Annotated in this window: 10 protein-coding genes; 3 read left to right on the top strand and 7 right to left on the bottom strand. The window is 70.0% G+C overall.

What is annotated here, in order from left to right:
* Window positions 1-365: 365 nt before the first annotated feature.
* Window positions 366-6,674: a sulfolipid-1 biosynthesis phthioceranic/hydroxyphthioceranic acid synthase gene (gene pks2 / locus BKN37_RS20005; protein ID WP_071028710.1), complete on the bottom strand. Its 6,309-nt coding sequence runs from the start codon at window positions 6,672-6,674 to the stop codon at window positions 366-368.
* Between the two features lie 157 nt (window positions 6,675-6,831).
* Between pks2 and BKN37_RS20000 the strand changes: the two genes are divergently transcribed.
* From BKN37_RS20000 to BKN37_RS19990, 3 genes are all read left to right on the top strand, one after another.
* Window positions 6,832-8,574 (top strand): AMP-binding protein, encoded by a 1,743-nt coding sequence (locus BKN37_RS20000; protein WP_071028709.1) that lies wholly within the window; start codon window positions 6,832-6,834, stop codon window positions 8,572-8,574.
* Between the two features lie 486 nt (window positions 8,575-9,060).
* Window positions 9,061-9,300, top strand: a complete 240-nt coding sequence (locus BKN37_RS19995; RefSeq protein ID WP_071028708.1) for a type II toxin-antitoxin system Phd/YefM family antitoxin — start codon at window positions 9,061-9,063, stop codon at window positions 9,298-9,300.
* On the top strand, window positions 9,297-9,557 hold the full coding sequence (locus BKN37_RS19990; protein WP_071028707.1) for a type II toxin-antitoxin system RelE family toxin: 261 nt from the start codon (window positions 9,297-9,299) through the stop codon (window positions 9,555-9,557). The genes BKN37_RS19995 and BKN37_RS19990 overlap by 4 nt, the downstream gene beginning before the upstream one ends.
* 259 nt (window positions 9,558-9,816) lie before the next feature.
* On the opposite strand, the gene BKN37_RS19985 is transcribed toward BKN37_RS19990, so the two are convergent.
* The 6 genes from BKN37_RS19985 to BKN37_RS19960 all read right to left on the bottom strand — a co-directional run.
* Complete coding sequence (locus BKN37_RS19985) at window positions 9,817-10,059, bottom strand: helix-turn-helix transcriptional regulator (RefSeq protein ID WP_071028706.1); 243 nt, start codon at window positions 10,057-10,059, stop codon at window positions 9,817-9,819.
* A 101-nt stretch (window positions 10,060-10,160) separates the two neighbouring features.
* The gene (locus BKN37_RS19980) at window positions 10,161-11,615 is read right to left on the bottom strand and encodes a class I adenylate-forming enzyme family protein (protein ID WP_071028705.1); all 1,455 of its coding nucleotides are present in this window, start codon (window positions 11,613-11,615) and stop codon (window positions 10,161-10,163) included.
* Entirely contained in the window at window positions 11,612-12,541 is a 930-nt protein-coding gene (locus BKN37_RS19975) for an acyl-CoA dehydrogenase family protein (protein ID WP_071028704.1), read from the bottom strand. Before BKN37_RS19975 ends, BKN37_RS19980 begins: the two co-directional genes overlap by 4 nt.
* Complete coding sequence (locus BKN37_RS19970; protein ID WP_207547269.1) at window positions 12,538-13,695, bottom strand: acyl-CoA dehydrogenase family protein; 1,158 nt, start codon at window positions 13,693-13,695, stop codon at window positions 12,538-12,540. The genes BKN37_RS19975 and BKN37_RS19970 overlap by 4 nt, the downstream gene beginning before the upstream one ends.
* Entirely contained in the window at window positions 13,692-14,777 is a 1,086-nt protein-coding gene (locus tag BKN37_RS19965) for an acyl-CoA dehydrogenase family protein (RefSeq protein ID WP_071028703.1), read from the bottom strand. The genes BKN37_RS19970 and BKN37_RS19965 overlap by 4 nt, the downstream gene beginning before the upstream one ends.
* Window positions 14,774-15,232: acyl-CoA dehydrogenase family protein (locus BKN37_RS19960; protein WP_278184963.1), on the bottom strand; the 459-nt coding region annotated here is incomplete at its 5' end. The genes BKN37_RS19960 and BKN37_RS19965, both read right to left, overlap by 4 nt.

Here is a 15,232-nt window from a genome sequence, read left to right as displayed (position 1 = left end):
ACTTTGGTAGGTAACTCATTGACCACTACGCGATGGCCCACCCCAAGCCCGGTATCGACACACCCCAACAGGGATCCGTCCAGATCAGCCCCGGTCCCGAAACCCCACCACCCCAGGGGACTTACCCTTTTGAAGCTTCCACGGGTTGTTCTCAGCGAGTTGGTACGCGAGCCCGTTGCGGCGATCCTCCGGCCATTCTCGTGGCTTTTCTCACCGACGGCCCGTGTAATTCTGACTCAGGTTCACTCCAGCCCTCACACAGGCAATTTCTTGTCACTTTTCCCACGTTCTACGCGAGCTGGCTCTACCGAAAGATCCACGCCTTGAAAAGCTAAGCGATCTCGTGCCGGCTACTGCTTCGCCAACTAAGGGGCGACCTCGGCGGGAGCGAGCTTTTCGCACAGCACTCCCGCCAAATCGCGAATGGTGGTGACGGTGATATCGCTGGCGGTGAGCCGTATTCCCGTTTCGGTCTCGATGCGGGTGCGCAGTTCCAGCGCGCCCAGCGAGTCAATGCCGTACTCGGACAGCGGCCGGTCGGGATCGATGCTGCGCCGCAAAATCAGGCTGATCTGGTCGGAGAGCAGATGCCGCAGCCGGGTGGGCCACTCGTCGCGGGGGAGCTCATCGAGTTCGGCCCGCAGCTTGCTGGTGCCCGCCGCGTCTTGTCCGGTGGAGCGGAACGCTTCGGCGAACGGACTGCGTTGGGCGAACGCGACCAACCACGGCGTGCCCGCGATCGGCGCATAGCCGGTGTAGGCGCGGGCGTGGCGGAGCAGCACGTCGAACGCGTAGGCGCCCTCGTCGGGCGCGATACCGCCGTTGGTGTTGTCGGCCAGGGCGGTGGCCCGCCCGATCTGCGCCCAGGCGCCCCACGCGATCGCGGTCGCCGGCAGGCCCTGCGCCCGGCGCCACCGGGTGAAGGCGTCCAGCCAGCTGTTGGCGGCGGCGTAGGCGCCCTGACCCGGCGAACCCACCAGCGCGGCCGCCGAGGAGAACGAACAGAACCAGTCCAGCGGCTGCTCGGCGGTGGCCGTGTGCAGATTCCACGCGCCGTACACCTTTGCCGCCCAGTCCCGCTCGAGCAGCTCGTCGGTGATATTGGGCAGTGTGGCGTCCTCGATCACCGCCGCCAGATGCAGCACGCCGCGCACCGCAAGCCCGGTGCCGGTCGCCGTCGCCACCAACCGCTCAGCGGTCCCGGTGTCGGCGATGTCGCCGCACTCCACCACGACGTCGGCGCCGCTGCCGCGGAGGCGTTCGATGGTCTGCACTGCTTCCGGAGTCGGCGCCGAGCGCGAGCACAGCACGATCCGCCCGCAGCCCGCCGCGGCCATCTTCTCGGCCAGGAACAGCCCCAGTCCGCCCAGGCCACCGGTGATGAGGTAGGCGCCGTCGCGGCGGAACACCCGGGCCTGTGCCGGTGGCACCACCACCGTGCTGGTACCGGTGTGCGGGACGTCGAGCACCAGCTTGCCGGTGTGCTGGGCGCCGCCGATCACTCGAATGGCGGTGGCCGCGTCGGCGAGCGGGTAATGCGTGGCTTCCGGCATCGGTAGCGCACCGTCGGCGACGAGCTGGTAGACCCGGGCGAACAGGTCCCGGACCTGCTCGGGGTGGGTGGCGGCCAGCAACCCCAGGTCCACGGCGTAGAAGGCGAGGTTGCGCCGGAACGGGAACAGCCCCATCCGGGTGTCGCCGTAGATGTCGCGTTTGCCGATCTCGACGAACCGGCCGCCGAAGGACAGTAATTCCAGGCCGGCGCGCTGTGCGGCGCCGGTGACCGAGTTGAGCACGATGTCGACCCCGTAGCCGTCGGTGTCGGCGCGGATCGACTCGGCGAACTCCAGGCTTCGCGAATCGTAGACGTGCTCAACACCCATGTCGCGCAGCAACTGCCGGCGGCCCTCGCTGCCGGCGGTGGCGAAGATCTCGGCGCCCGCCGCCCGGGCGATGGCGATGGCCGCCTGCCCCACCCCGCCGGTGCCGGAGTGGATCAACACCCGATCGCCGGGCCCGATGCGGGCCAGGTCATGCAGTCCGTAATAGGCGGTGGCGTGCGCGGTCGTCACCGCCGCCGCCTGCTCATCGGACAGCCCCGGAGGCAGGGTGACGGCCGCGCGCGCGTCGCAGGTGATGAACGTGCCCCAACAGCCGTCGGCGCACAGTCCCGCCACGTGATCGCCGACCCGGTGATCGGTCACGTCGGGTCCGACCGCGGTGATCACCCCGGCGAAATCGGTGCCCAGCTGCGGCGGCGGGCCCTCGAAGACGGGGTAGCGGCCGAAGGCGTTGAGCACGTCGGCGAAGTTGATGCTGGATGCGCTGATCGCGACCTCGATCTGCCCCGGCCCCGGCGGCACCCGGTCGCAGGCAACAAGTTCCAGGCTCTCCAGATCACCGGGGGTCCGGATCTGCAGGCGCATGCCGTCCCGCTCATGGCTGGCGACGGTGGTGCGCCGTTCCTCGGGGAGCAGCGGGGCCCGGCACAACCGCGCCGTAAACCACGCGCTACCGCGCCAGGCGGTCTCGTCCTCCTCCGAGCCGCTGAGCAGTTGCCGCGCCAGCTGTTCGGCGCCGGTGTCGGCGTCCACATCGATCTGGGTGGCGCGCAGGTGCGGATACTCGGCGGCGATCACCCGGATCAAACCGCGTAGCCCGGCCTGCTCCAGGTTGGCGACATCACCGGGCACCACGGTCTGGGCGTTGCGCGTCACCACATACAGGGCCGGGAGCTCGCCGGGAAGGTCCGGCAACTCGCGGACGATGTGCACCAGGTGCTGGACCTGCTCCCGGCCGCGCACCGGATCGTCGGTGTCGCCGTTCGTCGGTCCGGTGAGGATCACCACGCCGGCGAAGCCACCGGCCCGCAGCTGACTGGCCAGCTGTTCCCGGGTGGCGAGGTCGTCGGTGTGCTGCGGCCAGCACATGGTGGCGCATTGCGCGCCACGGCCTTTCAACACCTCGCTCAACCTGCTGCCCAGCGCATCCGGGGTGGTGGTGCTGATCAGCAGCCAGGTCCCGGCGTCGGTGTATTCCGGCTCGGGCACCTCGCGTTGCTGCCATTCGATGGCCAGCAGCCGCTCGGCCAGCAGCCGATCTTTGGTGTCGCCTTCGGCGCTGCTGGTGCCCAAGCGCAGCCCCTGCACGGCGAGCAGCACCGCCCCGTGCTCGTCGAGCACGTCGAGATCGGCCTCGACCCCGGAGGCGTCGGCTTTGGTCACCCGGGTGTAGCAGTAGTGGGCGCTGCGGGCGGTGCGATAGGAACGGAGGCGACGGATACTCAACGGCAACGCCAGCCCGTCTTCGCCCAGGGCCTGAACGTCCGGATGGGCCGCCACGGATTGAAAACAGGCATCCAGCAACGCCGGGTGCATGCCGTAGGCATCTTGCTGCGAGCGGATTTGGCTCGGCAGCGCCACCTCGGCCAGCACCGTGTCGCCGGGCCCGTCGCCGGTGCGCACCGCGGCCAGGCCGGTGAACGCCGGACCGTACTGAACGCCATGCTGATCCACCCGCTTGCGCACCTCGGCGCCGTCCTCGCGGCGCGGGTGCGCGGCGAGCAGCGCAGCGGTGTCGTGCGCGGGGGGCTGCTCCTCGGTGACCGCGCACAGGACCGCGGTCGCGTGCCGCGCCTGTTCGCCGGCCCGGTTGGCTTCCACGGTGAAGTCGACGACGCCCGGTGCCGAGAACGACGCCGCGGCACCGACGGTGGTCTGTTCATCCAGCAGCAGCGCCTGGGCGAACCGGATGTCGCGGACCTCGGCCGCGTCGCCGAGCACGGTGCCCGCGGCCGCCAGCGCCATCTCGCAGTAGGCCGCCGCCGGCAGGATCGCCACGTCGCGGATCCGGTGGTCGCCCAGCCAGGGCTGCACGGCGGTGCCGAGCTCGGCCTGCCACACGTGGCGCTCCGGTTCTTCCTGTAAGCGCACGTGCGGGCCCAACAGCGGATGGACCGAAACCAGGGCCCCGCCGTGGGTGGGGGATTCCTGACCTTCCCGGCTCAACAGCAGCCGACGGTGGTTCCAGGTCGGCAGCGGCGCGTCCACCAACCGCCCGTGCGGGTAGAGCACGGAGAAGTCGACCGCGGCGCCCGCGCTGTGCAGATCCGCCACAAACCCGCGCAACCCGTGCGGCAACGGCTGCGCGCGACGCAGCGCGGCCAGCGCGGCCATCGGCACGTCGAGGCTGCCGGCGGTCTGCTCGAGCGCTCGGGTCAGCAGTGGGTGCGGCGCCAGCTCGCCGAAGACACGGTAGCCGTCCTCCAACGCGGCCCGCACCGCGGCGGCGAAACGCACCATGCGGCGCATATTGTCCGCCCAATAGCGGGCATTGCACTCCGGCTGCTCGCGCGGGTCATATTGCGTTGCCGAATAGAACGGAATCTTCGGTGGCGTCGGGGTGAGCTCGGCGAGCGCGGCGGTCAGGTCATCCAGGATCGGATCGACCTGGGGTGAGTGGAAGGCGACATCGGTGGGGATCTCGCGGGCCATCACGTCGCGCTGCTCCCAGGCGGCCACCAACTCGCGAACCGGCTGGGCGGCGCCGGCAATCACCGTCGACTGCGGCGACGGCACCACCGCCACCACCACGGTGTCGTTGACGCCGTGCACGGTGAGCTCCGAAAGCACCTGCTGGGCCGGCAGTTCCACCACCGCGGTGGCCCCGGTGCCGGCGACGCGGGACATCAGCTGGGAGCGACGGGAGATGACCCGCACCCCGTCTTCCAGGGACAGCGCGCCGGCGACCACCGCCGCGGCGGCCTCACCGAGGGAGTGGCCGATGACCGCGGCCGGGCGCACCCCGTAGGCCGCCATGGTGGCCGCCAGCGCCACCTGCATGGTGAACAGGGTCGGCTGGATCCGGTCTTGGCCGGTCACGACCTCCGGTGCCGACAGCGCCTCGGTCACCGAGAACCCGGACTCGCGGGCGATTAGCGGCTCGACTTGTGCGACGGTGGCGGCAAACACCGGTTCGGTCGCCAGCAACTGCGCACCCATCTGGGCCCACTGCGAACCCTGCCCGGAAAACACCCACACCGGTCCGCGGTCATCCTTACCGACCGCGGCCGGGTACGGGGTGTCGCCGTCGGCGACCTCACGCAACGCCGCGGTGAGTTCCGGGCGGTTGCCGGCGATGACGGCGGTGCGCACCGGCCGGTGCCCCCGCCGCCGCGCCAGGGTGTAGGCCAGATCCGGCATCGCCACGTCCTCGTGGGTCTGCACCCAGTCGGCCAGCCGGGCGGCGGTGCGGCGCAGTTCGTCGGCCGAACTGGACGACAGCGGAAACAGCAGCGGCGCCGCGGTCTCCGCCGCGGCGGTGTCGGGGGTGTCGGGCGCTTGCTCCACCACGGCGTGGGCGTTGGTTCCGGAGAACCCGTACGCCGACACCGCCGCCCGCCGGGGTGTGTCCCCATCGCCGGGCCACGGCGTGTTTTCCCGCGGCACAAAGAGGTTGGTCTTGATCTGGGCGAGCTCATCGGGCAGCCGGGTGAAGTGCAGGTTCTGCGGAATGACCCCCTGCTGCAGGGCCAACACCGCCTTCATCAGGCCCAACGTTCCCGACGTCGACTGGTTGTGCCCGAAATTGGTTTTCGCGGCGGCCAGCGCGCACGGGCCGTCGATGCCGTAGACCTCGGCCAGGCCGGCGTATTCGATGGGGTCCCCGGTCGGGGTGCCGGTGCCGTGGGCCTCCACCATGCCGACGGTGCGCGGGTCGACGCCCGCGGCGGCCAACGCCGCCCGGTAGGCCTGGACCTGCGCGGACCGCGACGGCATGGTGATGGTCGGGGTGCGGCCATCGTTGTTCAGGGCGGTGCCGCGCACCACCGCCAGGATCCGGTCACCGTCGCGCAACGCATCCGGTAACCGCTTGAGCAACACCACCGCGCACCCTTCGCCGGACACAAACCCGTCCGCGGCAACGTCGAAGGCGTGGCACTGTCCGGTCGGCGACAGCATCCCGCCCGCCGAGCCGGAGGCGAATTTGCGCGGGTCCAGCGCCACCGCGGCCCCGCCGGCCAGGGCGAGGTCGCACTCGCCGTCGCGCAGGCTGTGGCAGGCCATATGCACGGTGACCAGGCCCGAGGAGCAGGCGGTGTCGACGGTGATCGCCGGACCGTGCAGGTCCATGGCGTACGCGACCCGGCCCGAGGCCATGGAAAAATTGTTGTCCAGGAATCCGTAGGGCCCCTCCAAGGTGTTGGCATCGGCGGCCACCAGGATGTAGTCGCCGTGCGTCAAACCCAGGTACACCCCGGTCCGCGAACCGGCCAGGCTGAATGGGCTTACACCGGCGTGCTCCACTGCCTCCCAACAGGTTTCCAGCAGCAACCGGTGCTGCGGGTCGATGACGGCGGCCTCGCGTTCGTTCATCCCGAAGAACTCGGAATCGAAGCCGGCCACGTCGTGCAGGAACGCGCCCCACTTCGACACCGACCGCCCCGGCACCCCGGGTTCGGGGTCGTAGTACTCCTCGGCGTCCCAGCGGTCGGGCGGGATCTCGGTGACCAGGTCGTCGCCGCCAAGCAGCGCGTCCCACAGCTGTTCTGGGGAGTCGATGCCGCCGGGAAGGCGACAGGCCATGCCCACCACGGCCACCGGAGTCCCCGCGGGCGAACCATCGACTAACCCGGAGGTCGACGCCGCATCGTCCACGGTCTCGAATGAAGCCATTGGCCCTCCTGCAGCAAACATGGCGCACTGGCTCCGGCCGCTACTAGGCAATACCTTGACGCTCGGAATAACGGTATTTCACTCCCGCCGAGTTGTCCCAAAATCCGAACAATCCGTCCGGATGCGCCGATGGAGCGGCGACGGCGGCGGTAATCTCATGCCCGTGGCTGGAACGTCCATTTTGGCCCTACTGTCGGAACGCGCCGGCCTGCAGCCCGATGACACGGCGTTCACCTACATCGATTACGAGCAGGATTGGTCGGGGATTGCCGAACACCTCACCTGGTCGCAACTGCACCGCCGGACGTTAAATGTCGCGGAGGCGCTGCGCGGGTGCGCCTCGACGGGCGACCGGGCGCTGCTATTGGCCCCGCAGGGGCTCGACTACATCGTGGCGTTCTTCGGCGCGTTGCAGGCGGGCCAGATCGCCGTGCCGCTGTCGGTTCCGTTGGGGGGCGTCAGCGATGAGCGCGTCAGTTCGGTGCTGCGTGACGCCTCGCCGTCGGTCATTCTCACCACGTCGGCCGTCGCCGGCACGGTCGCCGCGTACCTGAAGTCGCAGTCGGCGAGCTCCGCACCCACCGTCGTCGAGGTCGACCGGCTGGACCTCGACGCGTCGGTGCGATCGGGTGCCGGCGGCGCCGATCTTCCGCGCACCGCGTATTTGCAATACACGTCCGGGTCGACCCGTCAGCCGGCCGGCGTCATGGTGTCGCACCGAAACTTGCTGGCCAATTTCGAACAGGTAATGGCGGCCTTCTTTGCGGAGTATGGAAAAGTCCCGCCGCCAAACACGACGATTGTGTCCTGGCTGCCGTTCTATCACGACATGGGTTTGTATCTGGGGGTGTGCGGGCCGGTTCTGACCGGACTTCCCACCGTGCTGGCCAGCCCGGTCGCGTTCCTGCAGCGACCGGCCCGCTGGATGCAATTGCTGGCGAGCAATAGTCGGGCATACTCGGCGGCGCCGAACTTCGCCTTCGAATTGGCGGTGCGAAAGACGTCGGACGAGGACATGGCCGGGCTTGATCTGGCGGACGTGTTGGTGATCGCGACCGGTAGCGAACGGGTCCACCCGGCGACGCTGCAGCGCTTCACCCAGCGGTTCGCCCCGTTCAACCTGCGCGAGGCGGTGCTGCGTCCGTCGTACGGGCTCGCCGAGGCGACGGTGTATGTGGCGACGCGCGCGGCGGGTGGGTCACCGGAGATCGTGCGCTTCGATGCCGAGAAGCTGACCGCCGGGACCGCGGTGCGCTGCACCGACGGGGGTGGAACCCCGCTGGTCAGCTATGGGATGCCGGAGTCCCCGATGATCCGCATCGTCGATCGTGAGACGTGCCGGGAGTGCCCGGCGGGAACCGTCGGCGAGGTGTGGGTGCACGGCGACAACATCGCCCTGGGCTATTGGGAGAAACCCGAGGAGACCGCGAACACGTTCGGCGGCAGGCTCGTTGCGCCGTCTTCGGGCACCCCGGAGGGGCCCTGGCTGCGCACCGGGGACTCCGGATTCGTCTTCGACGACGAGCTGTTCATCATCGGCCGGATCAAGGACCTGCTGATCGTGTACGGGCGCAACCATGCCCCCGACGACATCGAGGCGACCATCCAGGAGATCACCGGGGGCCGGTGTGCGGCGATCGCGATTCCCGGTGAGGGCACCGAGCAGCTGGTCGCCATCATCGAAGTCAAGAAGCGGGGTGAGCCCCAGGAGGCGGCGGCCAAGCTCACCGCCGTCAAGCGCGACGTCACCTCGGCGATCTCCAACGCGCACGGTCTTAGCGTCGCGGATCTGGTTCTGGTGGCGCCGGGTTCGATTCCGATCACCACCAGCGGCAAGGTCCGGCGCGCCACGTGCGTCGAGCAGTACCGGCAGGGTCAGTTCGCCCGGGTGGATGGGTAGGGGAGCCCGTCGCTTCGCGCCCGCCGTCGCGGTTCGCTACCCAGCCGCGAGATGGAAACCAGGTAGCCGCGACAGCGACACGTTGCGGACAGCCACACCGGTCACACCAGCACCGTCTCTCGACCATGACATGTGACGGAATCGGATGTCGTATGTGATACCACCAGTCGCGGCGGCCCGATCGGTGGTGCCGCGACGCGTTATGCGGGGCCGCCTCGGACAGCGAAATGGGCACAAGAACGGGTTGATATCAGCGGCGATATCCAATTCGACAAGGCACTATCCCTCCGGGCAGCGACTGGTGATGCACGTGTGAACCGTGAGGGCACACTCCCCGCCACCGAAGCATCCGCGCCGCCGCGAAATCTCGTCCAGCCGACGCTGCACGTCCTCGGTGAAGTAGATCGTTGTCTTCTTCACGATGCCACCGGCGTCCGCTTCTGTACGAAAGTAAGATCAAATTGTACAATTTGTGGCGTGGCAACGATGAACGTCAGCGCGGCGCGGGAACGCCTACCGGAGGCGATCGAGACCGCGCGAACCCAGGCGGTGTTCTTGGAGCGCTATGGGCAGCCCGCCGCGGTGCTGGTGAGCCCGGAGCGTTACGAACAGATGATGACCGCGCTGGAAGATGCTGAGGATGTCGAGGCATTCGATGCCGCGATGGCCGAAGAGGGACCGAATATCCCCTGGGAGCAAGTTAAGGCCGATCTCGGCTGGACATGACGGCCTACCGCATCGAGCTGCGTCCGGCCGCAGTCCGAGCTTTACGGAAGCTAGACCCGCAGGTGCGGCGCCGGATCCAAGGTGCTATCGCGCTGCTCGCCCAAGATCCACGCCCGCCCGGTGCGCGTGCCCTCCGGGATCGACCGGGCCTACGGGTTCGGGTGGGCGATTACCGCATCCTCTACACCGTCCACGACGACGTCCTCCTGGTCGTAGCCGTGCGGCTTGGCCACCGGCGCGACATCTACGAGCACTAAGGCGTGTCGAACAACTGGCAGTGGTTGATCCCGCCGTTGAGATTGCGTCTACGGTTGTGCATTTGCCGTCGGCGAGAATCTCGTCGACGCGCTCCGCAGTGTCCGAGTGTCCGCTGGCGCCAAGGGCGCGCGGCTTGCGGGGCGGACGCTCATCGTCGGCGATCAGCTTCTTCACGATGCCACCATGGCATACCCGTCAGACGAATTTCGGCGCCCGCAGCAGCGCTGGGGTGTTTTGGACCGCTAAATGTAGCGGGTATTACCCGGAGCCGATGGTGATCTCGAGGTGCTGGCCGCAGGCCCGGGCCACCCCGTCGAGGGCTTCGACGTCGGGGGCGAGGGTGCCGTCTTCCCAGGCGTTGACGGTGGCTTGGCTGGTGCCTAGGGCGCGCGCGAGGTCGGCTTGGGTGATGTCGGCTTCGATGCGGGTGCGGTAGACGAGATGGGCGAGTTCAGCAGCCCAGTCGGCGTGGGTCGGCGGGGCGGCGGCGTGAGTAGTCATCGCGCTTCCCTTAGTTGCTGATAAGTGCCGGACATCACCAATCTACACCCGCTGACCTCGGTGCGGAGGTGATCGCCGGACCGCGTAATGCGGCCGCGGTGTTAGCCGCCGCGGGCGGCGACCAGCGCCGAGCGGTTGATTTTGGTGGCCGCGGTGCGCGGGATCTCGTCGACGAACTCGACGGTTTTGGGCACCTTGTAGCCGGCCAGCCGGCCCTTGGCGAACGCGATCACCTGCTGTTCGGTCAGCGCCGGGTCGGCCGGTTGCACCACCGCGTGCACCCGGCGGCCCCAGTGCGGGTCGGCCAGCCCGATGACCACGACATCGACGATGGCGTCGTGGTCGGCCAGCGCCGATTCCACCTCCGCCGGAAACACGTTGGCGCCGCCGGTGATGATCATGTCGGAGCGGCGGTCGGCGATGTAGAGGTAGCCGTCGGCGTCCAGGTGGCCGACGTCGCCGCCGGAGCGGAACCCGTCGGGGGTCGACGGCAGCGGCGGTGCGCCGCCCAGGTACCGGTAGCCGGCGCTCATCGGTGCCCGCAGATAGATATCGCCGAGTTCGCTGGGCCCCAACGGCGTCCCGCTCGGGTCGAGGATGCGGATCTCGGTGCCCCGGAAACCGCGGCCCACACTGCCCGGGTGCGCCAGCCACTCGTCGCCCCGCAGCGCGGTCAGCCCGAGGTTCTCGGTCATCCCGTAGGCCATCACCACCTGTTCGGGGGACAGCAGCTCAAACCAGGTGTGCAGCAGCGTCGGCGGCATCACCGCGGCGCCCTGCAGGATCCACGCCACGCTGGACAGATCCCGCGACCGGATATCGGGCAGCGCGGCGATCCGGGCCAACATGGTGGGGGTGGCGGTGAAGTTGGTGATCCGGTAGGTCTCGATCGCGGCGACGACGGCTGCGGCGTCGAACTTTTCCAGCACCACCAGGCGGTCGCCGCCCAGCAGGTTGTTGAGCGGGGCGAAGCCGTTGGTGTGATACATCGGGCCGGGCACCAGAATCGTCTGCGGCTGCGGGGTGGGCGCCCAGGCCGCCAGGAACGGGGTGGAGATTTCCGGGGTCCACACCGCCGGCGCCAGGTTGAGGATCACCTTGGGCAGCCCGGTGGAGCCGCTGCTGCAGATCCCGTTGACGGTGGGGGAGACCACGTCGGGCAAATCGGCGGCGGATTGCTCGGCCGCCGACGCGGCCAGCGCGGCGCGGCGCGTGTCGTCGACCAGCACGGCGGGGTCGATCACCGCGAGCACCCGGGTGCGTTCCCAGTCCGGCAGATCCCAGCGCATCGGCACCGGCACCGCGCCGACCTTCCAGCAGCCCAACGCGGCCAGCACCAGCTCCATCGAGTTCGGGATCGCCAGCGCCACCAGCGAACCCGGCCCGGCGCCGTCGGCCGCCAACGCCCGCCCCCACTGGTTGGCGCGGGCATCGAGGTCACCGAAGGTCAGGGACCGCGCGGCGCCGTCGGGTGCCAGCGTGACCACCGCGACGTCGTCGCCGCGGTCGGCGGCCAGCGCCCGCAGCCGGGCCGGAAACGGGATTCCGTCGATCATGCCGTCCTCGTGAACAGGGTCTCCAACTCGTCGTCGCGCACCGCGGCGGTCAACCGCAGCGCCAAAGCCTCACCGCCCAGCGGCAACCGGATCAGCGGCTGGGTATGACGGTCCAGCACGCTGATATCGGATTCGTCGCAGAACCCCAGCGCCCCGAGCAGCTGATGCGCGATCCGCAGCACCTGCCGGGCGGTCTCCACCGCCTTGAGCCGCAGCACCAGGGCGTCCGCCGACCGCAGCGGCGCCGGGGCCGACGCCGCGCGGCACACGGTGTATTTGGCGAGTTCACTTAGCCCGCGCACCGCCACCGAGGCGTCGGCGACGGCGAACCGGACCGCCTGGAAATCGGCCAGCGGTTTGCCGAACTGCACCCGGGCCCGCACATGGTCGGTGGTGATCTCCAGGCAGCGTTGCACCGCGCCCAGGATCCGCCAGGACCCCAGCACCAGGTGCGCGTCGACGTCGGCGGCGGGCACGGTGCCGTCGGGTCCGTTCAGCGTGGCCGGCACCAGAAACGGTCCCAGCCGGGCACCGGTGCGCGACGACGGCTGGGGGTGATAGCGCCGGCCCTCGAGGTCGGCGGCGACCCAGCCGCCGGGCAGGTCGCCGTGATCGATGCGCGGCGCGTCGGGGTGCACCAACGCCAGCCGGGCCCCGTCGATCGCCAGCAGCTGCTCGACCAGCGGGTAGGGCAGCGCGGTGGCGCCGGCGGCCTCACACAGCACCGCGGCGGCCAGCAGTTCGTCCGAGGATGCCCGCACGTCCAGGTCCCAGGCACCCAACTCGGCCAGCGCGGCGCCGGCCTGGGGGCGCACCGCGTCGTCGGTTTCGGCCCGCAACGCCGCCTGCGGCCCGCCCAGCCGCGCCAGCCGGTCGGCGGCCACCGCGGCGAAGTCGGCAATGTCTTGCGGCAGCGCAGTCTTCATCGATGTTCTCCCAACACGTCGCGCGCCACCAGCATCCGCTGTACCTCGATGGTGCCCGACGCTACCGTGGCCGCCTGGGCGTAGCGCCAATGGTCCTCGATCGCGCCGCGCAGCGCCGCGGTGGGGCCGGCGTCCAGCGCGGTGGGGCCCAGCACGTCGAACAGCAGCTCGGCCACCTGCTGGTCGCAGGTGGTGGCGGCGATCCGGGCCGCGCTGGCCGCCGCCCCGGCCGCCGGGTCATCCAGCAGCGACACCGCCCGGTAGGCCAACAGCCGGGCCACCCGCAGATCGACCAGGGCGCGCACCCACCGGGTGCGCAGCGATTCGGCCAGCCGCTCCCAGTCGTCGCCCAGCGCGGTGCGCAGCCGGTGCAGCAGCGACTCGCACCGGGCGTACCGGGCGATCCCGACCCGCTCGAAGGCCAGCGCCTCGCGCATCACCCGCCAGCCGTCGCCGACCTCGCCGAGCACGTCGGCGCGCGACACCGGCACCTCGTCGAGGAACATCTCGTTGAGGTGGTGCGGCCCCAGCATCGAGGCGATCGGGCGCACGGTGAAACCGGGCCGGTCCATCGGCACCAGGAACAGGGTGAGCCGCTTGGGTTTCGGGGCCTGCGGGTCGGTGCACGCCGCCAGCACGCACCACGACGCCATCTGCGCGTACGACGTCCAGATCTTCTGCCCGGTGATGCGCCAGCCGTCGCCGTCGGGCACCGCGCGGGTCCGCAGCGACGCCAGGTCGCTGCCCGCCTCCGGCTCGGAAAACCCCTGGCACCAGATCACTTCGCCGGCCGCGATCGCCGACAGGTGCTTGTCCTGCTGCTCGGGCGTCCCGTAGCGCATGACCGCCGGGCCGACCCAGTTGACGCCCATGTACTGCGCGCCGCGCGGTTCGTGGTGCGCCCACATCTCCTCGCGCAGCACGGTCTGCTGCCACACCGAGCCGCCGCCCCCGCCGTGTTCCTTCGGCCAGGCCAGCGCCAGCAGGCCTTCGGCCGCCAACAGCTTGCAAAACGCCTGCGTGGTGGCCAAATCCCGCGGGTCGTCGGTGCACGCCCCCAGGAAACCCTCGGGAATCTGGGCGGAAATCAGGTCCCGCAACCGGTGCCGCAGCCCCGCGGCGTCGGCGCCGAGGTCATAGTCCATCGTGGTCATCCCTTCGGCAACCCGAGCACCCGCTCGGCGATGATGTTGCGCTGGATCTCCGAGGTGCCGCCGTAGATGGTGGCGGCCAGGGCATCCTGGCGTTCGAACAGCAGGTCCGGGTCGGCGAGCGACTGCGGGCCGGCGGCCGCGGCGCTGAGCTCCCACACCCGTTGCAGCGTGGTGGATCCCAGCAGTTTGAGGATGTCGGCTTGTGGGCTGGGGCGGGCGGCGAGCTCGTCGTGCAGCACCCGGTAGCCGGTGGCCCGCAGCGCCGCGGCGTCGGCGAGCAGCGAGCCGAGCTCGGCGAATGTGTCGTCGCTGCCCTTGATCGTCGTGAGGCCGCGGTGGATCTCGACCCAGTTCATGATCCAGATCATCTGGCGCTCGTGCTGCAGCGACGCCAACGCGACCTGCCAGCCGCCGTGCAGCGGCCCGAGCAGGTTGGCGACCGGAACCTCGACGTCGTCGAGGAACACCTCGCAGAACGTCTCATCGGAGATCGACGACATCCGGATGGGGTTGATGGTCACCCCGGGCGACTGCAGATCCAGCAGCAGGCAGGAGATGCCGCGGTGTTTGGGGGCTGCCGGGTCGGTGCGGGCGTACAGCGTGCACCACCGCGACTCATGCGCCTGGGTGGTCCAGATCTTGTGCCCGTTGACCCGGAAGGTGTCCCCGTCGCGTTCGGCGCGGGTGCGCAGACCCGCGAAGTCCGACCCGGCTTCCGGCTCGGACATGCCCAGCGCCCACCATTCGTCGCCGCGCAGCAGCGGCACCAGCAGCCGGTCGATCTGCTCGGGGGTGCCGAACTGCCGGATACCCGGGGCGGCGACGTTGGGGCCGGCGATGTTGGGCAGCTTGGGCGCCGAGCGCACCGCCGCCTCCAACCGGATCTCCATCGCCTCCCGCAGCCCCAGGGACCGTCCGCCGTGCTCGCGCGGCCAGGTCGGCTGCAGCCAGCCGGCCTCGAACAGCGCCCGCTGATAGTCGCGCCGCAGCCCCAGATCCCAGCGATACTCGCGATAGCGCTCGTAGTAGTCGGCCGGCAGAAACTCGGTCAGCCAGCCGGCGAATTCGGCCACCAGATTCATGGTGTGCCCCCGGCGAATTGGGCGCCCACCGCGTGGTAGAGCGCGCGGCTGTCGCCCAGCGTGGTGGCGGCCTGCCAGGCGTGCCGCAGGTACAGGTGCATGTCGTGCTCCCAGGTTTGGGCGAGTGCGCCGTGCACCTGCACCGCGGTGCGGGCACAGCCCAGCGCGGCGTCGCCGGCGGCGGCCTTGGCCAGCGCGGCGGCCTGCCAGGCGTCGGTTGTGTCGGGATCGGCGAGGCTGGCCGCGGCGGCGTAGGTGAGGCTGCGGGCGCGTTCGACGGCGACGTAGTTGTCGGCCAGCGCGTGTTTGATGCCCTGGAACGCGCCGATCGGCTTGCCGAACTGGTGCCGGGTGGTGGCGTGCTGCACCGAACGGTCCAGCGCGGCGCGGGCCACCCCGACCAGATCGGCGGCCGCCGCCAGCAGCGGCGCCGCCCACGCCGACGTCTCGTCCAC

This window comes from Mycobacterium talmoniae (genome assembly GCF_001854525.1).
In the GTDB taxonomy this organism is placed as follows: domain Bacteria; phylum Actinomycetota; class Actinomycetes; order Mycobacteriales; family Mycobacteriaceae; genus Mycobacterium; species Mycobacterium talmoniae.
This window is presented reverse-complemented; position numbering and strand designations above follow the sequence as displayed.